At 73.1% G+C, this 19,448-nt stretch carries 19 protein-coding genes, 3 tRNA genes and 1 pseudogene; 12 read left to right on the forward strand and 11 right to left on the reverse strand.

The window, feature by feature from the left end; genetic code table 11:
• The first annotated feature begins 135 nt into the window (after positions 1–135).
• The gene (locus ABZV94_RS11970; protein WP_356339878.1) at positions 136–1,233 is read left to right on the forward strand and encodes an LLM class flavin-dependent oxidoreductase; all 1,098 of its coding nucleotides are present in this window, start codon (positions 136–138) and stop codon (positions 1,231–1,233) included.
• Here the strand turns inward: ABZV94_RS11970 and ABZV94_RS11975 are convergent.
• A complete protein-coding gene (locus ABZV94_RS11975) occupies positions 1,212–3,014 on the reverse strand; it encodes a bifunctional diguanylate cyclase/phosphodiesterase (RefSeq protein ID WP_356339880.1) in 1,803 nt (600 codons plus the stop codon). The genes ABZV94_RS11970 and ABZV94_RS11975 overlap by 22 nt on opposite strands.
• Before the next feature lie 330 nt (positions 3,015–3,344).
• On the opposite strand from ABZV94_RS11975, the gene ABZV94_RS11980 reads away from it, so the two are divergent.
• A complete protein-coding gene (locus tag ABZV94_RS11980; RefSeq protein WP_356339882.1) occupies positions 3,345–4,604 on the forward strand; it encodes a M6 family metalloprotease domain-containing protein in 1,260 nt (419 codons plus the stop codon).
• A gap of 95 nt (positions 4,605–4,699) precedes the next feature.
• Here the strand turns inward: ABZV94_RS11980 and ABZV94_RS11985 are convergent.
• The 4 genes from ABZV94_RS11985 to ABZV94_RS12000 form a co-directional block, all read right to left on the reverse strand.
• Positions 4,700–4,773 (reverse strand) — tRNA-Lys (locus ABZV94_RS11985).
• Positions 4,764–5,333: a bifunctional DNA primase/polymerase gene (locus tag ABZV94_RS11990; RefSeq protein ID WP_356339884.1), complete on the reverse strand. Its 570-nt coding sequence runs from the start codon at positions 5,331–5,333 to the stop codon at positions 4,764–4,766. Before ABZV94_RS11990 ends, ABZV94_RS11985 begins: the two co-directional genes overlap by 10 nt.
• Positions 5,334–5,444: 111 nt before the next feature.
• On the reverse strand, positions 5,445–5,813 hold the full coding sequence (locus ABZV94_RS11995) for a hypothetical protein (RefSeq protein WP_356339886.1): 369 nt from the start codon (positions 5,811–5,813) through the stop codon (positions 5,445–5,447).
• 127 nt (positions 5,814–5,940) lie between these two features.
• On the reverse strand, positions 5,941–6,672 hold the full coding sequence (locus ABZV94_RS12000; protein ID WP_356339888.1) for a decarboxylase: 732 nt from the start codon (positions 6,670–6,672) through the stop codon (positions 5,941–5,943).
• Between the two features lie 293 nt (positions 6,673–6,965).
• Between ABZV94_RS12000 and ABZV94_RS12005 the strand changes: the two genes are divergently transcribed.
• From ABZV94_RS12005 to ABZV94_RS12040, 8 genes are all read left to right on the forward strand, one after another.
• Entirely contained in the window at positions 6,966–7,919 is a 954-nt protein-coding gene (locus ABZV94_RS12005) for a D-2-hydroxyacid dehydrogenase (protein ID WP_356339890.1), read from the forward strand.
• Positions 7,920–7,947: 28 nt separating this feature from the next.
• A complete protein-coding gene (locus tag ABZV94_RS12010; RefSeq protein ID WP_356339892.1) occupies positions 7,948–9,387 on the forward strand; it encodes an amidase in 1,440 nt (479 codons plus the stop codon).
• 208 nt (positions 9,388–9,595) lie between these two features.
• Entirely contained in the window at positions 9,596–10,510 is a 915-nt protein-coding gene (gene ehuB / locus ABZV94_RS12015) for an ectoine/hydroxyectoine ABC transporter substrate-binding protein EhuB (protein WP_356339895.1), read from the forward strand.
• Entirely contained in the window at positions 10,510–11,157 is a 648-nt protein-coding gene (gene ehuC, locus ABZV94_RS12020; protein WP_356339897.1) for an ectoine/hydroxyectoine ABC transporter permease subunit EhuC, read from the forward strand. The genes ehuB and ehuC overlap by 1 nt, the downstream gene beginning before the upstream one ends.
• Complete coding sequence (ehuD, locus tag ABZV94_RS12025) at positions 11,154–11,804, forward strand: ectoine/hydroxyectoine ABC transporter permease subunit EhuD (RefSeq protein ID WP_356339898.1); 651 nt, start codon at positions 11,154–11,156, stop codon at positions 11,802–11,804. Before ehuC ends, ehuD begins: the two co-directional genes overlap by 4 nt.
• Positions 11,794–12,576 carry an ectoine/hydroxyectoine ABC transporter ATP-binding protein EhuA gene (gene ehuA / locus ABZV94_RS12030; RefSeq protein ID WP_356339901.1) on the forward strand — a complete coding sequence of 261 codons (783 nt, stop codon included), beginning with the start codon at positions 11,794–11,796 and terminating at the stop codon, positions 12,574–12,576. Before ehuD ends, ehuA begins: the two co-directional genes overlap by 11 nt.
• A gap of 210 nt (positions 12,577–12,786) precedes the next feature.
• Positions 12,787–13,539 (forward strand): IclR family transcriptional regulator C-terminal domain-containing protein, encoded by a 753-nt coding sequence (locus ABZV94_RS12035; protein ID WP_356339903.1) that lies wholly within the window; start codon positions 12,787–12,789, stop codon positions 13,537–13,539.
• Between the two features lie 97 nt (positions 13,540–13,636).
• Positions 13,637–13,710: transfer RNA gene (locus ABZV94_RS12040), tRNA-Lys, on the forward strand.
• Here the strand turns inward: ABZV94_RS12040 and ABZV94_RS12045 are convergent.
• From ABZV94_RS12045 to ABZV94_RS12065, 5 genes and pseudogenes are all read right to left on the reverse strand, one after another.
• Positions 13,676–13,855: pseudogene (locus tag ABZV94_RS12045) on the reverse strand (acyl-CoA synthetase); the annotation flags it as partial. The gene ABZV94_RS12040 and the pseudogene ABZV94_RS12045 overlap by 35 nt on opposite strands.
• Before the next feature lie 35 nt (positions 13,856–13,890).
• Positions 13,891–14,355 carry a DUF3592 domain-containing protein gene (locus ABZV94_RS12050; RefSeq protein ID WP_356339905.1) on the reverse strand — a complete coding sequence of 155 codons (465 nt, stop codon included), beginning with the start codon at positions 14,353–14,355 and terminating at the stop codon, positions 13,891–13,893.
• Positions 14,356–14,560: 205 nt separating this feature from the next.
• Complete coding sequence (locus ABZV94_RS12055) at positions 14,561–15,166, reverse strand: lytic polysaccharide monooxygenase (protein WP_356339907.1); 606 nt, start codon at positions 15,164–15,166, stop codon at positions 14,561–14,563.
• Positions 15,167–15,314: 148 nt separating this feature from the next.
• A complete protein-coding gene (locus ABZV94_RS12060; RefSeq protein WP_356339909.1) occupies positions 15,315–16,451 on the reverse strand; it encodes an SPFH domain-containing protein in 1,137 nt (378 codons plus the stop codon).
• Between the two features lie 71 nt (positions 16,452–16,522).
• Positions 16,523–17,809, reverse strand: coding sequence for a peptidoglycan-binding protein (locus ABZV94_RS12065; RefSeq protein WP_356339912.1), 1,287 nt, complete (start codon positions 17,807–17,809; stop codon positions 16,523–16,525).
• A gap of 186 nt (positions 17,810–17,995) precedes the next feature.
• On the opposite strand from ABZV94_RS12065, the gene ABZV94_RS12070 reads away from it, so the two are divergent.
• Together ABZV94_RS12070 and ABZV94_RS12075 are read left to right on the forward strand one after the other, a co-directional pair.
• Positions 17,996–18,069, forward strand: a tRNA-Lys gene (locus tag ABZV94_RS12070).
• 103 nt (positions 18,070–18,172) lie between these two features.
• Complete coding sequence (locus tag ABZV94_RS12075) at positions 18,173–18,862, forward strand: FadR/GntR family transcriptional regulator (RefSeq protein ID WP_356339914.1); 690 nt, start codon at positions 18,173–18,175, stop codon at positions 18,860–18,862.
• Positions 18,863–19,038: 176 nt separating this feature from the next.
• On the opposite strand, the gene ABZV94_RS12080 is transcribed toward ABZV94_RS12075, so the two are convergent.
• Positions 19,039–19,448: sortase (locus ABZV94_RS12080; protein ID WP_356339917.1), on the reverse strand; the 410-nt coding region annotated here is incomplete at its 5' end.

Here is a 19,448-nt window from a genome sequence, read left to right on the forward strand (position 1 = left end):
CCGCCACGCCGGCACCCCGCACCCTGACCAGGGCCCCGGCCCCAGGACAAGGCGGTCGGTCGGCAGGAATAAGCGGGGACTCTCTCCTGTTACCCGGAGGAGGACAGCTCACGCTCGCATCAGGAGGCGCACACCGTGTCGGCAGACGAGGCAGACGAGATCCGGGGCACCACGCTCGGCACCGCCCCCGCCCCCCTCTCCGTACTGGACCTGGTGACCGTCGGCGCGGGCAGTACCGCCACCGACGCCCTGCGCACCAGCGTCGCGCTCGCCCGGTTCACGGAGTCCCGCGGCTTCCACCGGTACTGGGTCGCCGAGCACCACTCCATGCCCGGTGTGGCCTCCTCCTCCCCCGCCGTGATCCTCGCCCACCTCGCCGCCCACACCGACCGCATCCGGCTCGGCTCGGGCGGCGTCATGCTGCCCAACCACGCCCCGCTGGTGATCGCGGAGCAGTTCGGCACGCTGGAGGCGCTGGCCCCGGGCCGGGTCGACCTGGGCCTCGGCCGGGCGCCCGGCACGGACGGGGCGACGGCCGCGGCCCTGCGCCGTACCGACACCCTCAACGAGGGCGCCGACGACTTCCCGCAACAGCTCGCGGAGCTGACCCGGTTCCTGGACGACGACTTCCCGGACGGGCACCCGTACCGGCGCATCCACGCGATCCCGGGGCCGGTCCAGGGCAGCACTCCCGGCGGGGTCCAGTCGCCGCACCGGCCGCCGATCTGGCTGCTCGGCTCCTCCGGCTTCAGCGCCCGCCTGGCCGGCCTGCTGGGTCTGCCGTTCGCCTTCGCGCACCACTTCTCCGCGCAGAACACGATCCCGGCGCTCGACCTGTACCGGGAGACCTTCCGGCCCTCCGCCGTCCTGTCCGAGCCGTATGCCCTCATCGGCGTCTCCGCCCTCGCGACGGACGACGAGCGGGAGGCCCGCCGGCAGAGCCGGGCGATGGCGCTGAACATGATCCGGCTGCGCACCGGCCGCCCCGGCCTGTTCCCCGACCCGGAGGAGGCGGAGCGGCACGAGTTCAGCCCGATGGAGGAGGAGTTCGTCGCCTCCTGGACGGCCAACATCGTGCACGGCACGGCCGACGAGGTCCGCGCCGGTCTGGACGGCCTGCACAAGCGCACCGGCGCCGACGAGCTGATGATCACCTCGCACGCCCACCGCGGTGAACTGCGCCTGCGCTCCTACGAGCTGATCGCGGACGCCTACGGATTGCCGACCGCGTAGGCCTGCGCCCCCAGCAGCTCGGAGATACGATCCGGCGGCACCGGGCGGGAGTACAGCCAGCCCTGCCCGGTGTCGCAGCCGATCCGGCGCAGCCGGGTGGCCTGGGCCGAGGTCTCCACGCACTCCGCGGTGACCGTCAGGCCGAGCCGGTGGGCGAGCTGGATCATCGCCTCCACGACGACCTCGTCGGCCGGGTTCGGGGCGATCGCCTTCTTGTCGCCGTCGTACTGGAAGCCCCGGACGAAGGATCCGTCCAGCTTCAGCGTGGAGACCGGCAGCCGGCTGAGGTAGGCGAGGTTGGAGTAGCCGGTGCCGAAGTCGTCGATGGCGATGCGCACGCCCATGTCGCTGAGCGCCTGGAGGGCCTGGAGCGGGCGCCCGGCGGAGCCCATCACCGCCGACTCGGTCAGCTCCAGCTGGAGCAGCTGCGGGGCGAGTCCGGTCTCGGCGAGGATCTCCGCCACGTCGGCCACGAGGTCCGAGTCCCACACCTGCCGTACGGCGACGTTCACGCTGACGAAGATGGGGGGTTCGCCGGGGTGGTCCAGCTGCCAGCGGCGGGCCTGCCGGCAGGCGGTCCGCAGGGCCCAGCGCCCGAGCTGCACGATCGAGCCGTCCTCCTCGGCCAGTCCGATGAACCGATTCGGCGTCAAGGTGCCGAACTGCGGGTGGTGCCAGCGGATCAGGGCCTCGACGCCGTTGAGCCGGCCGTCCTCCATGGCCACCAACGGCTGGTACTCCAGGGCGAATTCCTCGCGTTCGATGGCGGGCCGCAGGGTGGAGGACAGCGCCTGGCGGGTCATGCGGTGGGCGTTGCGCTCGGGGTCGAACAGGGTCCAGCGGGCCTTGCCGTCGGCCTTCGCCCAGTACAGGGTCGTATCGGCCGCCTGCATCAGCCCGGTGGCCGTCGTACCGGCCGCGTGCCGTTCGACCACGCCGATGGACGCGGTCAACGACAGCCGCTGACCTGCCAGGTCGAAGGGTTCCTCCAGCGCCTTCAGCGCGGACTCGGCGAGGTCGGCGAGCTGTTCGGTGCCGGTCGAGTCCTCCACCAGCAGCGCGAACTCGTCACCGCCGAGCCGGGCCACGAGGGGGGTGGCGGCGCGGGCGTAGCCGGTCTCGTCGGCGACCCGGGTCAGGCGTTCGGCGACGGCGGCGAGGAGCCGGTCGCCGACGCGGTGGCCGAGGGTGTCGTTGACCGCCTTGAAGCCGTCGAGGTCCAGGTAGCACAGGCCGATCCGGCCGGTGCCGCTCTCCTCGTACGACTCCGCCTCCAGCGCGGCCGTCAGGCGCTCGAAGAACAGCGTGCGGTTGGGCAGCCGGGTCACCGGGTCGTGCATCTGCAAGTGCCGCAGCCTGGCCTGGAGTTCGCGCCGGGAGCTGATGTCGGCGACCGACAGCAGGACGCCGGGTTCGCCGGTCAGCGGGGCGACGGTGACCTGCACCCACAGCGAGTGCCCCTCGGGGTGCTTCAGCCTGCGGGTGCAGCGCAGGCGGGCCTGCCGGCCGCGCAGCACCTCGCGGTAGGCGTGCCAGCTGCGGGCGTCCGCGGCCAGGTCCACCAGGTCGGCGGCGACGCGTCCGACGAGGGTGTCCGGGTCGGTGCCGAGCAGTTCACCGAGGGCGCTGTTGGCGCTGATGACGAGTCCCTCGGGGGCCACGACCGCCATGGCGAGCGGGGCGGTCGCGAAGACACGGTGGTAGGTGGTGTAGTGACTGTCTGTGACGGCTGACCGGTCGAGGTCTGCCGCGGGCGTCGGCCCTTCGGACGTTCCGCTCACCGCTCGCTCCCGCAGTGCACTCGATCTGTGTCCGTGCCTGTCCGTGCCGGAAAGTGTGCCGATCATAGAGGCTGGCTCCGGGCCCTTCCAGCCACTGTCCAGTGTCCCGGACCGACCACAGGTTCTGACAGATCGTTTCTGCCCGCACCTGGACGGGTTCTTCAGGCCCCCGACCAGTTGTGACGTTCCGTGAGTGTTTCGGGGGTGTCGAGCGCCGGGGCGCGCCGGGGCGCAATGGGGGCGCGCTCACCCTTCTGGTGCAGGTAAACAGGGCAAAACCCATCGATTGCCAGCAATCTGGGTGCGGGTCCCGAACCGCATCCGGAGGTCATGTCCGTGCCCAAGCTGCGCAGCACCGCCGCCGTGGTCACCACGATGTCGGCGCTCGCCGCGACCTCGATCCTGAGCGGCCCGTCAGCGGCCGAGCCCTTCTCACCGGCGCCCTGCGCCCTGCACCGCACCGACGCCCACCATTCGGAGGGCGTCGACTCCTGGAACCCCGGCTACACCCGCCCGGCCGGCGCCCTGGACGCCGTGCTGGTCTTCCTCTCCTTCCCGGACTCCGCCCCGCGGACCACCCCCGCCGAACTGACCGCCGACCACTTCCCGGCCACCAGCCGCTTCTACGAACAGGCGTCCTACGGCCGGTTCGCCCTGCGCCCGCACCCGCTGAACCGCTGGCTGCGCATGCCGCGCCCGTCGACCTCGTACGCCATGCGGCGGGACTGGGACCCGGAGGACCGGGCCGCCTATCTGCGTGACGCGTTCGCCGTGGCCGACAAGGAGGTCGACTTCTCGCGCTTCCCGATCGTGTACTTCGTCGCCGACCCGGACGCGCCCGGCGTCGACTCGGACGCCACGAAGGTCGTCAACCTGGAGACTCCCCTGCGCGTGGACGGCACCGACGTCCGACGGGTCGTCACCGTGTTCGAGCACCATCCGCCGGACCGGCTGGTCCTCGCCCACGAGACCGGCCATCTCTTCGACCTGCCCGACCTCTACCACCGCCCGGTCGACGGCAAGGGCGACTGGGACACCTACGTGGGCGACTGGGACCTGATGGGCAGCCAGTTCGGGCTCGCCCCCGACCTGTTCGCGTGGCACAAGTGGCGGCTCGGCTGGCTGGATCCGCGCCAGGTGGTGTGCGTGCGCGGCGCCGCGCCGACCCGCCTCACCCTGGAGCCCCTCGAGGCCGGGCCCGGCGCGCCGGTGCCGGGGGCGAGCAGCACCCCCGCCTTCGGCCTCGGCCACGGCGTCAAACTGGCCGTGGTGCGCACCGGCCCGGACAGCGCCCTCGCCTTCGAGGCGCGCGACTCGGCCGGCAACGACCGGATGTCCTGCCGGCAGGGGATCCTCGTCTACCGGGTGCACGGCGGCGCCGAGTCCGGCGACGGCCCGATCCAGGTCGTGGACGCCCACCCGCGCACCGAGGCCTGCTGGGAGAACTCGGTCTACGCCCCGCTCGCCGACGCGCCGGTCTCCCTCGGGGAGAGCTTCACGGTCCCCGGGGAGGGCGTGAAGGTGGAGGCGGAGGGGCGGACGGCGTCGGGGGCGTGGACGGTGACGATCACCCCGGGGGTCGGCGGCTGAACGGGCGGCTGAAGGCGGGGGGCCGCTGCCGGCCGCTTCGTACACGAAAACGACGGGCCGGATTCTTTCGAACCGGACCCGCCGTTTCCTTCGCGTGCGCCGCCAGGGACTCGAACCCCGGACCCGCTGATTAAGAGTCAGCTGCTCTAACCAACTGAGCTAGCGGCGCCTGCTGACGTCGTAGACCTTAGCACCCTGGTCGGCGGGAGGAAAAATCGATATCCGCACGGCCGGCCGGGCCGCCCGCACGGCCGCCCAGAGCAGCACCTCGGGCCCGGGCAGCCAGGGGTGCCGGGTGTCCGGGGCGACCAGCCAGCGGGCGGCGCCGTTGGTGTCGTCGCAGGTCAGGGGCGGTACGGTGACCGCGTCGCCGGTGCCGTGGCACAGCAGCGGGGGGACCGCCCGGGCCCGCCGGGACCCCCACTCCTCCCACTCCAGCAGCGAGGGCAGCCGCTGGGCCGTCCCGGGGGCGGCGAAGAGCAGCGTCCGGCCCCGGAACACCGCGACCGGCCCCGAGCCCGCGCCCTCGTCCCAGAGCCGGTCCAGCATGCGGCGGCCGAAGACGGCGGGAGCGCTCACCACATCGAAGACGGTGCCGCAGGGCAGGACGACCGGCGCGTCCGGGCGCTCCTTCCACAGGGCGAGGGTGCTGCGCGGGTGCGTTCCTGCCGAGGCGAGCCAGGCGACGCCGTCGGAGCTGACTCGGGTGACGTTCGGGGCGCTGGTCATGACACCCATATGTACAGCGCGTGAGCGGGCCGTTCTCCTGTGTTGCCGAAAACCGGGACAGCGGCGGCCGGGGAGGAGTATCTTGCCCGCCTGGCATATGCCGTGCGGGTGCTACAGCGGGTCGGCGGTCGTCCGCCCCTCGCCCTCTCCCCGCATCAGGTCCCGCCCGTACTCGACCATCTTCTTCGCGTAGTCCTCCGTCCACTCCGCCCGCTCGGCGATGTCCGCCGCGGTCAGCCGGTCGAACCGGCGCGGGTCGGCGAGCTGGGCGGCCGCGATGGCCTGGAACTCCACGGCCCGGTCGGCGGCCGCGCGGAACGCCTGGGTCAGCTCCGTCGCCCGGGCCAGCAGCGCCCGCGGATCCTCGATCGACTCCAGGTCGAAGAAGTGCTCGGGATCGGCGGCCGCCTCCGCGGGCTCGAAGAGCAGGGGCGCGGGGCGTAGCCGCGGTTCGTTGCGACGCGGCGTGGGCTCCGCCATGTCTTGTCTCCTCCTCGTACGGTTCGGTGGGCGCCGCCTTCAGGTGGGCCACCGTCCATTGTCCCGCGCCGGCGCAAGAGGCCCCCACGGCCGCCGGGGCGGGCCGCGTCCGGAGGAGGAACCGGGGCTACACCTGCACCAGCGGCTGCCGGGTGAACAAGGTCCCCAGGGTCGGTGCGTTCACCCGGCGGTCCGCGAGCCTGAGGCCCTCCCAGACCGTGACCTGGTTGGCGGTGAGCACCGGCTTGGACAGGGCCTTCTCCAGGAGGGAGAGGTGCGCGGCCGTGTGCAGGGCCGTGTCCGGCAGCAGGACGGCCTCGGCGTCGGCGGCGTCCGCCGCGCGCGCCAGCGTCAGCACGTCCTCCTCCCCCCAGGCGGCGACCTCCGCCGCCGTGACGATCCCCGAGGACCGCGTCCCGGCCACCTCCAGGCCGCCGGCCCGCAGGAACTCCGCGAACAGCGCGGTGACGTCCTCGGGGTAGGTCGCGCCGACGGCGACCCGTCGCACGCCGATCTCGCGGGCCGCGTGCACGAAGGCGAAGGACGTCGAGGAGGCCGGCATCCCGGCCAGCCGGGCCAGGTTGCGCACCTGCTCCTGGGCGCCCTCCCAGCCGTGCACGAAGCTGCCGCTGGTGCACGCCCACACCACCGTCTCGGCGCCGGCCAGCCGCAGCCCCTCCATGCCCTGGGCGAGCCGGTCGGCGGAGCCCATCTCGCGCAGCGCGTCCACCCGGTGCGCGTCCTCGCCGATGTCGGTGTGGGCCAGGTCCACCCGGATGTCGCTGCCCAGGAGCTGCTCGATGCGTGGATAGTCGTCCTCGGCGGAGTGGCCCGGGTAGAGGAATCCGAGTGCGGTCATGTCCAGCCTTCCTGCGTCGGTTCGGGCGGTACGGGCCGTGCGCGGGCGGCAGCGCCCGGCGAGGCCCCGGGATCCGGGTACCCAATCGGCGCGGCGCCCCCCACATCGGGACCCGGCCGGCCGGGATCACGGGGCGACGTCCGAGGCGGGCACCGGCCTCACGCTGGGAGACGAGGGGGCAACGGATCGTGGGTGCGCCCGTGTTGACGGGGGTGGGTCCGGGTGCGAGCGTGGTCGAACCGCGCACGATCGACGCGCATTCCGCGCATGTCAGACGCCGGGAGCCGCCCCGCATGACACCGACCGTCCCCACCGTTGTGGTCCTCGACGCCGATCCGCCGCCCCGGCTCGGCCGCCTCACCGGCCGTGCCCGGATCGTGCGCACGGACGCGGCGCACCTGGCCGAACGGCTGCCCGGCGCGGACGTGCTGCTGGTGTGGGACTTCACCTCGCACGCGGTGCGGCAGGCGTGGCCCGGCGAGGGGCCCCGGCCGCGCTGGGTGCACACCGCGAGCGCGGGCGTGGACCATCTGATGTGCCCGGAGCTGGCCGCGTCGGACACGGTGGTGACGAACGCGCGCGGGATCTTCGACCAGCCGGTCGCCGAGTACGTGGCGGCCCTGGTGCTGGCCGCCGCCAAGGACCTGCCGCGCACCCTGGACCACCAGCGGGAGCGGGTCTGGCGGCACCGGGAGACCCGGCGGGTGGCGGGCACGCGCGCGTGCGTGGTCGGCTCGGGCCCGATCGGCCGGGCGATCGTCCGGACGCTGAAGGCCCTGGGGGTGACGACGGCCCTGGTCGGGCGGGTGCCGCGGACCGGCGTGCACGGCCCGGACGACCTGGACCGGCTGATGTCGCGCGCGGACTGGGTGATCGCGGCGGCTCCGCTGACCGAGCAGACGTACCGCATGTTCGACGCGCACCGGTTCGGCGTGATGCAGCCCTCGGCGTTCTTCGTGAACGTCGGCCGGGGTGACCTGGTCGACGAGGAGGCCCTCGCCCGGGCGCTGGACCGGCGCTGGATCGCGGGTGCGGCCCTGGACGTGTTCGCCGCCGAGCCGCTGCCCGGGGACAGTCCGCTGTGGAAGCTGCCGGGGCTGATCGTCTCCCCGCACATGAGCGGCGACACGGTCGGCTGGCGGGACGAACTGGGCGCCCAGTTCGTGGAGTTGTACGAGCGGTGGGCGGTGGGCAGACCTCTGCCGAACGTGGTCGACAAGACGCGTGGTTACGTGCCCGGCCACTGACGGCCCGTCACCGACCCCTGGAGGGTGCATGCAGCTCACCGACCTGACCGCCGTCCGGCTCCTCGACGGGTACCGCAAGGGCGAGTTCAGCCCGGTGGAGGTGACCGGACAGGCGCTGGAGCGGGCGCGGCGGAGCGGGCCGGAGGTGAACGCGTTCGTCCGGCTCACCGAGGAGGACGCGCTCGCCCGGGCCCGGGAGTCGGAGGCGCGCTGGCGGCGCGGTGAGCCGGCCGGGCTGGTCGACGGGGTACCGGTGACGGTCAAGGACCTCCTGCTGCTGCGCGGCCACCCCACGCTGCGCGGCTCCAGGACCGTCTCCGAGCAGGGGAGCTGGGAGGAGGACGCGCCCCCGGTGGCCCGGTTGCGGGAGCACGGCGCGGTGTTCCTCGGCAAGACGACCACGCCCGAGTACGGCTGGAAGGGCGTCACCGACTCCCCGCTGACCGGGATCACCCGCAATCCGCACGACCCCGCGCGCACCGCGGGCGGCTCCAGCGGCGGCAGCGCGGCGGCCGTGGCGCTCGGCGCGGGCCCGCTGTCGCTGGGCACGGACGGCGGCGGCAGCATCCGCATCCCGGCCGCCTTCTGCGGGATCTTCGGGCTGAAGCCGACGTACGGCAGGGTGCCGCTGTATCCGGCGAGCGCGTTCGGCACGCTGTCGCACACCGGGCCGATGACCCGGGACGCGGCCGACGCGGCCCTGCTGCTCGATGTGATCGGCACGCCCGACCCGCGCGACTGGTCGGCGCTGCCGCCCGCGCCGGGCTCGTTCACCGAGGCGCTGCGGGGCGGGGTGCGGGGGCTGCGGGTGGCGTACTCGCCGACGCTGGGCGGGCAGGTGGCGGTCCGCCCGGCGGTGGCGGCGGCGGTCCGCCGGGCGGTGGCCGCGCTCGCGGACCTGGGGGCGTACGTGGAGGAGGCCGACCCGGACTTCAGCGACCCGGTGGACGCCTTCCACACCCTGTGGTTCAGCGGCGCGGCCCGGCTGACCCAGGACTTCTCGCCGCGCCGCCGGCAGCTGCTGGACCCGGGGCTGCGGGAGATCTGCGCGCGGGGCGCCCGGACGAGCGCGCTGGAGTATCTGGCCGCGGTGGACGTCCGGATGGCCCTCGGCCGGCGGATGGGCCGCTTCCACGAGCGGTACGACCTGCTGGTGACGCCGACGCTGCCGCTGACGGCGTTCGAGGCGGGGCGGGAAGTGCCGCGGGGTTCCGTGTTCCGGCGCTGGACGGGGTGGACCCCGTTCACGTACCCGTTCAACCTGACCCAGCAGCCGGCGGCGAGTGTGCCGGTGGGGGTGGACGGGGACGGGCTGCCGGTGGGCATGCAGCTCGTCGCCGCCCGGCACCGGGACGATCTGGTGCTGCGGGCCGCGCACGCGTTGTACGAGGCCGGTCTGCCTCTCTCCGGGAAGGCCGCGCCCGGCGGGAACCGGCCGACGGGGTCCGCGCCGGTGAAGGAGAGGTGACCGGGGTCGCCGGGGATCGGGTGACCGTGGGGTTCTCCGGTGTGGGTTCCGTGGAAGCGGGCGGCGGACAGAGGGCGCGGGCCTGGTCGCGCGCGTTCCTCGGGGTGGAGATCCCGCAGGTCAGGGGCGCGCGGCCGGTCGAACAGCGTGCTCTCGGCCAGGAAAACCGGGGTGCATAGCCCGATTGCGGTGGGGTAGCCGCGCCGCCATGGCTCCACCACTTGGCAACGACGTACACACCATCAGGCCCGCACACGGACACACCCGGCGCTCGGTGCTCGCCGGTCTCGCCGCGTTCGGCGCGCTGGGCGCGGCGGGCTGCACGCGGGTGGCGTCGGCGTCCGGGAAGCACGGCGGCGATCTGCTGGAACGGCTGCGCGCGCAGGGTGTCGTACGGCTCGGGATCGCCGGGGAGATCCCCTTCGGGTACATCGACAAGAACGGCGAGCTCACCGGAGAGGCTCCGGAGCTGGCGAAGGCCGTCTTCAAGCGGCTCGGCGTGGACCGGGTGCAGCCGGTGCCGACCGAGTTCGGCTCGCTGATCCCCGGACTGAAGTCGCAGCAGTTCGACGTGGTGGCCGCGGGCATGTACGTCACCCCGGACCGCTGCGAGCAGGTGATCTTCGCGGACCCCGACTACCAGATGCCGGACGCCTTCGTCGTCCGCAAGGGCAACCCGCTGGGCCTGCGCACCTACGCGGACGCGCTGCGGGCGCACGCCAAGGTGGCCACCGGCACCGGGTACGCGCAGATCCAGCACGCCGTGGAGGCGGGTTACCGGGAGAACGACCTCGTCATCGTCCCGGACCAGGTCGCCGGGCTGAACGCGGTGGAGTCGGGGCGGGTCGACCTCTTCGCGGCGACCGCCGTCACCGCCCGGCTCGTCGCCCGGGGCTCCGCCAAGGCCGAGTCGACCAAGCCGTTCGTCGCGCTCGTCGACGGCAGACCGAAGGTGGACGGCGGGGCGTTCGCGTTCCGGCCGGCGGAGACCCGGCTGCGCGACGCGTTCAACGCCGAGCTGCACAAGCTGCGCCGCAGCGGTGAGCTGTACCGGATCGTGCGGCCCTTCGGCTTCACCAAGGCCGAGATGACGACCCTGACCGCGAAGGAGCTGTGCGGCTGATGACCGAGGGACTCTGGGAACTCGTCCTGCGCGGCATAGGCACCACGCTCCAGCTGCTGCTGTACAGCGCGCTGCTCGCCACCGCGGTGTCGTTCGTCGCCGGTGCCGCGCGCACCCACCGCTCGCGGCTCGTCCGCTTCGTCGCGGCGTTCTACACCGAGGTGTTCCGCGGTATCTCGGCGCTGGTGATGATCTTCTGGGTGTTCTTCGTGCTGCCGGTCGCGTTCGGCTGGCAGCTGGTGCCGATGTGGGCCGGCACGCTCGCGCTGGGCCTGACCTACGGCGCGTACGGCTCGGAGATCGTGCGCGGCGCCCTCGCGGCGGTGGACCCGGCCCAGCGGGAGGGCGGCATCGCGCTCGGCTTCTCGCCCTGGCAGCGGCTGCGGCTGATCCTGCTGCCGCAGGCGGTGCCGGAGATGATCCCCTCCTTCTCGAACCTGCTGGTCGAGCTGCTCAAGGGCACGGCGCTGGTGTCCATCACGGGCATGGGCGACCTGGCGTTCAGCGGCAACCTGGTCCGCCTCGCCCTCCAGCAGAGCGGCCAGATCTACGCGTACCTGCTGCTGATCTATTTCGTGATCGCGTTCCTGCTCACCCGCGGTATGCGCGGTCTGGAGCGCCGGCTGAAGGCGGAGGTGGCCCGATGACCTGGGACTGGGGAGCGGTCGCCGACTTCCTGCCGTACTTCTGGAAGGGTCTGGTCGTCACCCTGGAGGCACTGGCGCTGGGGTCGCTGATCTCGTTCGCGCTCGGCCTGGTGTGGACGCTGCTGCTGCGCACGCCGACCCGGTGGGTGCGCTGGCCGGTGGGGGTGTTCACGGAGTTCGTGCGGGACACCCCGCTGCTGGTGCAGCTGTTCTTCCTGTTCTACGTGCTGCCCGAGGCGGGTGTGACCCTGTCCCCGCTGACGACCGGGGTCCTCGGGCTCGGGCTGCACTACTCGACGTACACGATGCAGGTCTACCGGGCCGGCATCGAGGCGGTGCCGGCGGGCCAGTGGGAGGCCGCGACGGCGCTCAGCCTGCCGGTGCGGCGCACCTGGGCGGCGGTGATCCTGCCGCAGGCCGTGCGCCGGGTGGTGCCTCCGCTCGGCAACTACGTCATCGCGATGCTGAAGGACACGCCGATGCTGATGACCATCGGCGTGCTGGAGATGCTGGGCCGGGCGCGGCTCGTCTCCCAGCAGCACTTCCAGTTCACCGAGCCCCTGACGGTGATCGGGGTCGCCTTCATCGTCGTCTCCTACCTGGCCTCCCTTTGTCTGCGCACCCTGGAGCGACGCCTTGTCCGTTGAGACCCGCAAGCAGCCGGCCGTGACCGGCACCCTGCCGACCGAGCTGATCCGCCTGGAGGGCGTGACCAAGCGGTTCGGCAACAACACCGTCCTCGACGGCCTCGACCTGTCCGTGGACGCGGGCCGGCACGTCACCCTGATCGGCCCGTCCGGCTCCGGCAAGACCACGATCCTCAGACTGCTGATGACCCTCGCGAAGCCGGACGAGGGCACGATCACCGTGGACGGGCAGCGGCTGTTCCCGGCGCCGGAGCGGCAGGTCCGGGAGGTCCGCAAGAAGATCGGGATGGTGTTCCAGCAGTTCAACCTGTTCCCGAACATGTCGGTGCTGCGGAATCTCACCGAGGCGCCGGTCCGGGTGCTCGGCCTGTCCAAGGACGAGGCCGAGGCGCGGGCCCGGGAGCTGCTGGACCTGGTGGGCCTGGCCGACAAGTGCGACGCGAAGCCGACCCGGCTCTCCGGCGGGCAGCAGCAGCGGGTGGCGATCGCCCGGGCGCTGGCGATGCGGCCCCAGGTGCTGCTGCTGGACGAGGTGACCTCCGCCCTGGACCCGGAGCTGGTCGCGGGCGTGCTCGACCTGCTCCGGGACATCGCGCGCAGCACGGACATCACGATGCTGTGCGTGACCCACGAGATGGGTTTCGCCCGGGACATCTCCGACCAGGTCCTGATGTTCGACGCGGGCCGGGTCATCGAGGCGGGCCCGCCGGAGAAGATCTTCGGCGACCCGGAGCGGGAGCGCACCCGGGAATTCATCAGCGCGGTGCTGTGAGGCGCGGGCCCCGCGGACGCGGGGGCCGGGGGCGGAAGAGCCGAGGTCCGCCCGCTGGGGAATGACCGTGGCATATGCCAGCGGATTTTCGCCCCGGTCGGCAGCACGGACGCGCCGGGCGCAATCTCGCAACCCCCTCTCCGCTGCGCCTCTTTGGCGGCTATCGTGGAGACGATCCGCCGACCCGGGTCGTGGCCGAGGGGGACCGACATGAGGATCGAGCCGACCGCCCCATACCACTCCGCCCAGGACGCGCTGCGCGTGCTGGAGACCGTGGCCCGGCACCCCGCCGGTGCCACCGACACCGAGCTGGCCCGCCGCACCGGCCTCGGCGTCGAACGGCTCACCGCCCTGCTGCGCATGCTGCGCCGCGAGGGCTACGTCGAGCAGATCGCCGACGGGGCGTACGTCACCGGCGACACCCTGCGCCGGATCACCTCGGCGCACGACCGGGAGCGGGCGCTGCGCGAGAAGCTCCAGCTCACCCTGGACCGGCTGCGCGACTCGGTCGGCGCGGCCGTCTACCTCAGCCGGTACGTGGACGGAGAGGTCCGGGTCACCCAGTACGCCGCCGGGCCGGCCACCCCGGCGGTCAACGAGTGGGTGGACTTCCGCTACTCCGCCCACGCCACGGCCGTCGGCAAGAGCCTGCTGACCCAGCTGGACCACAACGCCCGCCGCGACCACCTCTCCCGGCACAAGATGGCCCGCCTCACCTCGCGCACCATCACGAGCGACAAGCTGCTGCTGTCCCGGCTGGAGTCGCAGCCGCCGACCGTACCGGTGCTCGATCTCCAGGAGTACGCGGTCGGCACGGTCTGCGCGGCCGTCCCGCTCACCGCGGGCTCCTCGGTCGGCTGCCTGGCCGTCTCGCTCCCGGTGGAGCACGCGCACCGGCTGAAGCGGGCGGCGGAGACGCTGAACCGGAGCGCGGCTCCGGTGGTCCTGTCGCTGACCCTCTGAGGGGCACATGGGTGGTCACGAGCACCCCTCGGGACCAGGTAGTATTTTCTTTGTCGCCGGCCGCGGGGAACACAGACCCGAGGCAGGCGGGAGTCATGCGCCGCTAGCTCAGTTGGTTAGAGCAGCTGACTCTTAATCAGCGGGTCCGGGGTTCGAGTCCCTGGCGGCGCACAGATGAAGGGCCCCTCGCAGGAGCGAGGGGCCCTTCGACGTCTTCCCTGGTCAGCCGGCGGTACGTCTCCTCGCCCGGCGGGCGCCACCACACCGGGCCGGCACACATGCAGCCCTCCCGGCGCAGCCGCGCCCGCTCGATCCGCCGGTGATCGCCCGAGCGCGCCGCGATGTGGAGGTCTACGGCAGCAGGCCGCCCGACTCGGCGAAGATCACGTGGGCGAGGACCATGAAGCCGACGCAGAAGGAGCCGGCGACACCGAGGAGGACCAGTCCGAAGCCGGTGCCGACGGCGAGCCTGCCGGGGGTGGGCGGCAGGGCGGTGGCCCGCTGGGGAAGCTCCGGGAGATAGCGCACGGTCACGAAGTCGCCCTCCAGGACGGTCGCGGGGCCGCCCTCCTCCTCGAAGCGGACCGTGCGGCCCTCGCGGGTGGTGAACTCGTGGACGTGGTGCACGGTCGTGCGCACGGACGTGTCCCCGCCGCCCCCGCTGGTCGTCGTGAACATCCGCAGGCAGCGCGCCTCGGCGGTCAGCCCGTGCGTCCACGTCCTGCGCAGCCGCCGGGCACGGCGGACGAGCAGGTACGCGGCGCAGGCGAACCCCGCGATCATGAGGCTGGGCACGGCGTAGAAGAAGAGCTCCATGAGATCCCCCGAGGTCAGGTACGCCGTCCCCGCTCGGCCGGCGTGCGAGGAACGTACCCGGTGCGCGGGGCGGGCCGCCTCAAGGGAAGCTCAGTATCAGAACCGGGACAATGTGCCGCACCCGCCGGGCGGCGTGGCCGCGGTTCCCGGACTCGCGTGCGCCGGCGCCGGAGCACCGGCGCACGCGGACCGTGCCCGAGGGGGATCAGAAGGTGACGTCGGAGCAGGCGTAGAACGCGTTGCCCGTGTCGGCGATCGTCCACACCGCGAGGATGACGTGGTGTCCGCTCAGGCCGGTCGGCAGGGTGCCGCTGTGGCTGAGGGTGGCCGGCGGGCGCTGGCCGTTGTAGGGCACCGTCAGGAACGGGGTGAGGTTGAGGTCCGAGCGGGACAGGTTGTGGTTCTGGTTCCAGCCCTGCTTGGTGACGTAGTACTTGAAGTCCGTCGTGGCGTGCATGGCGGTGAACTGCCAGCGGAACGTGTACGACTGACCGCCCGTCACCTTGGTGGTGGGCCAGGCCGCGCCGGACGGCGTCTTCGGCGCGCTGAGCGGGGCGAACTGGCTCAGGCCCGCGTTGCAGAGCTGACCGTCGGCGGGGCCGCCGGCCGGGAAGCCCTTGGGTCCCTCGACGCTCTGCGGTTCCCACTGGATCTGGCCGCAGTTCGCCACGGTGCCGTTCTGGCAGAGCTTCTGCCTGCTGATGGGGAGGTCGGTGTAGCCGTGCCCGCTGGCGCCGCCGGTGGAGAGCGCGAACGCTCCGGCGGTCACCGCGCCCAGCACGACCGCGGACAACTTGGTCTTGGTACGCATGCTGCCGCTCCTGGAGAACGTGGGGAGTTCGGTGAGCCGTGCAGAGTAGGTCTAGACCAAGCCTCAGATTATTGCCGCGAGTTGAACATGTCCATACCAATCGCAGACCGGGCGCGCGCCCGCTCGGCACCGGCTCGCCGCGCCCGCTCTACACCGGCTCCCCGCGCCCCGAGCAGAACGCCACCGTCAGATCGCGGACCAGCACCTTGCGCTCGTAGTCGTCCAGTTCGACCAGACCCCGCATGGTCAGCCGGGTCACCGTGTCCTCCACCGAGTCCACCACCGAGCTGAGCATGCTGGCCCGCTGCCGGGCGTCCAGCGCGGCGATGCGGCGCCGGTGCATCGCCCCGGCCACCTCGGGGGCGTACTCCACCCGGACCGGCCGCACCGAGAACACCTCCACGCCGACCGGCGCGGCCTCCGCCGCCACCAGCCGGGTCAGCGCGGCCCCGGCCGCCGTCGCCCCGCCCCGCGTTCCGCCCGCCGGCTCCACCGGCACCCGGGCCAGCGCGGCCTCGACGCACTCCCGCAGATACGTCTCGTGGTCGTCGATGGCCAGCAGCGCCCGCGCGGTGTCCCGCACCCGCCACACCACCAGCACCACCACCCGTAGTGCCAGCCCGTCGGGGTCCGCCGCCGGCATCGCCTCGCTGCGCCAGTGCCGCAGCCGCACATCCACCCGGCGGCGCGGCACCAGCGGGTTCACCCACAGCAGCCCGGTGCGCCGGACCGTCCCCCGGTACCGCCCGAACAGTCCCAGCACCCAGGCCCGCCCGGTCCGCCCCCGGGCCAGCCCGCCGAAGCCGAACGCCCCGAGCAGCCCGGCCCCGGCGTACGCGGCCCACTGCGCGGGGCCCAGACCGGTGCCGGACTCCGGCGGCAGGCCCAGCGCCTGCGCGGCGAGCGGCGGGAGCAGCCCCGCCCACCAGGTGGTGGCCAGGCAGCCGGTGACCCCGCAGACCCCGGCGAGCACCCCGGCCGCCCCGGGCAGCACCCGCGCCGGGCGTTCCACCAGCTCCGGGTCGACCTCGGGCAGCGGCCGTCCGCGCACCGGTGCCGGGCGCCGGAGGCGGGGCTGCTCCCCGGTGCCCTGCCGGCGGGCCACCACGGCCGGCCGGAGCGGCACCTTCACCGGGTCGGGATCGTCCCGGAAGAGCAGGTGGACGGGGATCTCGGTGGTGGCCTCGTTCTGGATCAGGCGGCCCGGCCGGGTGCCGGGACCCGTGGCCGTGGACTCCGACTGCCCCTCGGACTCGGGCGGCGTGTGGGATGTGGTCGTACTCATGCGTGCTCCAGCCTCCGCGCCAGACGCGTCATGAACAGGGGGTGGGGGTGGGGGTCGGGTGCCGGGGCCGGTCAGGCGAACAGGCGGCGCCAGGTCTCCGGCCCCGGGTAGCCGTCCGCCGCGCCGCCCCGCCAGCCCTGGGCGCGCTGGAACGCCTCGACGGCGCGCCGGTCCGCCTCGCCCCAGTGCGGCCCCGGACCGAGGGCGTAGAACCGGCCGAATCCTTTCTTCACCAGCTGGGCGCCGAGCCGGGTGATGTAGTCGTTGCTCTGGCCCGGCCGGAAGTAGTTCCGGCCCGGGTAGCCGGGGACCCCGTGCGAGGCGGGTCCGGCCGCCGGAGACGCGATGTCCTTGCCCTGGCCCGTGCTCAGCAGCTCCCAGGTGCGCCGGCCGGGGATCCCGTCGGCGTCCGCGCCGGTCCAGCCCTGGGCCCGCTGGAACGCCTGGGTGGCCCGCCGGTCCGCCGCGCCCCAGACCGGCCCCGGGCCCTCGGTGTAGTAGGTGGATCCGCCCCGCGCGATCAGCATCTGGCCGAGCAGGGTGACGTACGTGTTGTCGGCGCCGGGGCCGAAATAGGCGGCGCCCGGGTAGGCCACCACCGCCTTGCCGCCGGCCGCCGGTTCGGCCGGCGCCCCGGCCTTGGTCACGCCCTTGTAGCGGTAGGGGACGTACTTGTCGGTGTTGTTCCAGTACGGGTAGGGGGTGGTCTGGCGGCGGGTGCGCGGGGGCGTCTGCTCGTAGACCGTGTAGGAGGTGTGCGTGTGGTCCGTCCAGCCGCCGAAGATCACGACGTGGGAGCCCTTCTCGGGGTTGTCGGGATTGTGGTAGAGCAGGATGTCGCCGGGTTGCAGCTCCTCCTTCTTGATCTTGACGCCGAACTGGCCGAGGCTGCCCGTCCACTCGTTGTTCGGCAGCCCCCAGGCCATGGAGACATAGCCCGAGCAGTCCTGCCGGTAGCCGTCGGACCAGAAGTCGTACATGCTGTACGGCACCTTGGCGGCCACCCAGATCTTGGCCCGGTTGATGATCTGGGTCCGGGTGGTGGCGGGGGTCGGGACGGCGCCCGGCTCCGCGGGCTTGCCCGCTCGGCCGTGCAGGGGCGCCCTGGCGCCCTGCGGGGTGTCGGTCGCGCCGTCGCCGGGCAGGGCCTGGCGGTGCGGGGAGTGGCCGGGGGCGAGGGCGGCGGCCGGCGCGACCGTGCCGAACGCGGCGGACGCCGCGGCCACGACGACGACTCCGCGGGCCGCCGGACGGCCACGGGTGAGCGGGGGACGGTGGGTCGGCCGGCGCCCGTGGACGCAGCCGGGACAGTCGCAGTCGCTCGCGGGGTCGATGTCCTCGAACAGCGGAGCGGTCATGCGATCTGCCTCACAATCGGGCGTGGTTTGTCCGCGAGTGTGCACGTTGATCAGTTTCCCAATTGGGCACAGAGCGCGCATTTTGACGGTCCGAATGATGTACACGGCCCTCCGTGCGGCTGCCGCGCCCCTTCGTGGTGGTCGGAAGCACCCCCGGAGGTCGGGTAGAGTTTTCTCCGTCAGCAGGCGCCGCTAGCTCAGTTGGTTAGAGCAGCTGACTCTTAATCAGCGGGTCCGGGGTTCGAGTCCCTGGCGGCGCACCGACCGGAAGGCCCCTCGCGAAAGCGGGGGGCCTTTCGCATGCCCCGCATCGCGTGCTCCCGCCGTATCCCCTCCGCCCGAATGGCCGGATACCCTCTGGCCATGGCAGCCCGGGACCTTCAGGAGCGGATCAAGAAGCTGATCGTGGACCAGCGGCTGCCCTCGGGCGCCCCGCTGCCCACCGAACCCGAGCTGATGCGGCTCCTCGGGGCGAGCCGGAACTCGGTGCGGGAGGCCCTGAAGGCGCTCCAGGCGATGGGCATCGTGGAGATCCGGCACGGGTTCGGCACCTACGTCGGCTCCATGTCGTTCGCGCCGATGATCGAGGGGCTGGCCTTCCGGACCGTCGCCGGCCACTACCGCGGCGAGGACTCCCTGCTCCAGCTGCTGGAGCTGCGCGAGGCCGTCGAGACCGGGCTGGTGTCCCGGCTGGCCGGGCGGCTGCCGGAGGCGGACCTCGTGGAGCTCGACGCACTCGTGGAACGCATGGAACGGGAGGCCGCCGAGGGGACCGGGCTCGGCGAGACCGACCGCGCCTTTCACGCCACCCTGTACCGGGGGCTCGACAACGTGCTGCTCGGCGAGGTGCTGGAGGCGTTCTGGGACGCCTTCCACCGGGTGCAGCGGGACCTGGTGGACGTGCCGCAGGATCCCCGGGTCACTTGCCGCCAGCACCGGGAGATCCTGGACGCGGTGCGGTCCGGCGACTCCCTGCGCGCGGAGCGGGCCATACGGGACCACTTCGGCAACATCCGCAGCCGGCTGACCCCGCTGGCCGCGCCCCGGCGGTGACCGCCGCCGCGCGCTCAGCCGGCCGTCCCCGTGAGATACGCGGAGACCACATCAGCCGGAGCTCGGCGCGGCCCGGTCGGCGGGGCCCATAGGCCTGCCGGAAGCCGTCCGGGGCAGCACGCGGATACGGGACCACTTCGGCACCATCCGCAGCCGCTGACCCCGCCGCCGCACGCTCAGCCGACCGCCCCGGTGAGATACGCGGAGACCACGACGTTCGCCGTGTAACTGCGAGTGGCGCGGTCGAAGGAACCACCGCAGGTGATCAGCCGGAGCTCGGCACGGCCCGGTCGGCGGGGCCCGTAGGCCTGCCGGGCGTCGAAGCCGTCCCGGGGCAGCACGCGGATGTCGTCGACGGTGAACTCGGCGACCTTTCCGTCCGCGCGGAACACCCGGATCCGCTCGCCGGGCTTCACGGTGCTGAGCCGGTAGAACACGGCGGGCCGGGTCGCGGTGTCGACGTGCCCGACCAGCAGGGCCGCCCCGGCGGCGGCCGCGTCCGCGTCGCAGCCCTCCTTGTACGGCGGCAGCTTCACCTCCGTCATCGGCACCTTCTCGAACAGCCACTGGGGCGAGTACCAGTAGG

Source organism: Streptomyces sp. NPDC004658, from assembly GCF_040609555.1.
GTDB lineage: Bacteria > Actinomycetota > Actinomycetes > Streptomycetales > Streptomycetaceae > Streptomyces.

Excerpts from the sequence above, each read along its gene's own strand:
- ABZV94_RS11980 (WP_356339882.1), top strand. The coding sequence starts at position 3,345 with ATGTCCGTGCCCAAGCTGCGCAGCACCGCCGCCGTGGTCACCACGATG.
- ABZV94_RS11990 (WP_356339884.1), bottom strand. The coding sequence starts at position 5,333 with ATGACCAGCGCCCCGAACGTCACCCGAGTCAGCTCCGACGGCGTCGCC.
- ABZV94_RS11995 (WP_356339886.1), bottom strand. The coding sequence starts at position 5,813 with ATGGCGGAGCCCACGCCGCGTCGCAACGAACCGCGGCTACGCCCCGCG.
- ABZV94_RS12000 (WP_356339888.1), bottom strand. The coding sequence starts at position 6,672 with ATGACCGCACTCGGATTCCTCTACCCGGGCCACTCCGCCGAGGACGAC.
- ABZV94_RS12005 (WP_356339890.1), top strand. The coding sequence starts at position 6,966 with ATGACACCGACCGTCCCCACCGTTGTGGTCCTCGACGCCGATCCGCCG.
- ABZV94_RS12010 (WP_356339892.1), top strand. The coding sequence starts at position 7,948 with ATGCAGCTCACCGACCTGACCGCCGTCCGGCTCCTCGACGGGTACCGC.
- ehuB (WP_356339895.1), top strand. The coding sequence starts at position 9,596 with ATGGCTCCACCACTTGGCAACGACGTACACACCATCAGGCCCGCACAC.
- ehuC (WP_356339897.1), top strand. The coding sequence starts at position 10,510 with ATGACCGAGGGACTCTGGGAACTCGTCCTGCGCGGCATAGGCACCACG.
- ehuD (WP_356339898.1), top strand. The coding sequence starts at position 11,154 with ATGACCTGGGACTGGGGAGCGGTCGCCGACTTCCTGCCGTACTTCTGG.
- ABZV94_RS12035 (WP_356339903.1), top strand. The coding sequence starts at position 12,787 with ATGAGGATCGAGCCGACCGCCCCATACCACTCCGCCCAGGACGCGCTG.
- ABZV94_RS12050 (WP_356339905.1), bottom strand. The coding sequence starts at position 14,355 with ATGGAGCTCTTCTTCTACGCCGTGCCCAGCCTCATGATCGCGGGGTTC.
- ABZV94_RS12055 (WP_356339907.1), bottom strand. The coding sequence starts at position 15,166 with ATGCGTACCAAGACCAAGTTGTCCGCGGTCGTGCTGGGCGCGGTGACC.
- ABZV94_RS12060 (WP_356339909.1), bottom strand. The coding sequence starts at position 16,451 with ATGAGTACGACCACATCCCACACGCCGCCCGAGTCCGAGGGGCAGTCG.
- ABZV94_RS12065 (WP_356339912.1), bottom strand. The coding sequence starts at position 17,809 with ATGACCGCTCCGCTGTTCGAGGACATCGACCCCGCGAGCGACTGCGAC.
- ABZV94_RS12075 (WP_356339914.1), top strand. The coding sequence starts at position 18,173 with ATGGCAGCCCGGGACCTTCAGGAGCGGATCAAGAAGCTGATCGTGGAC.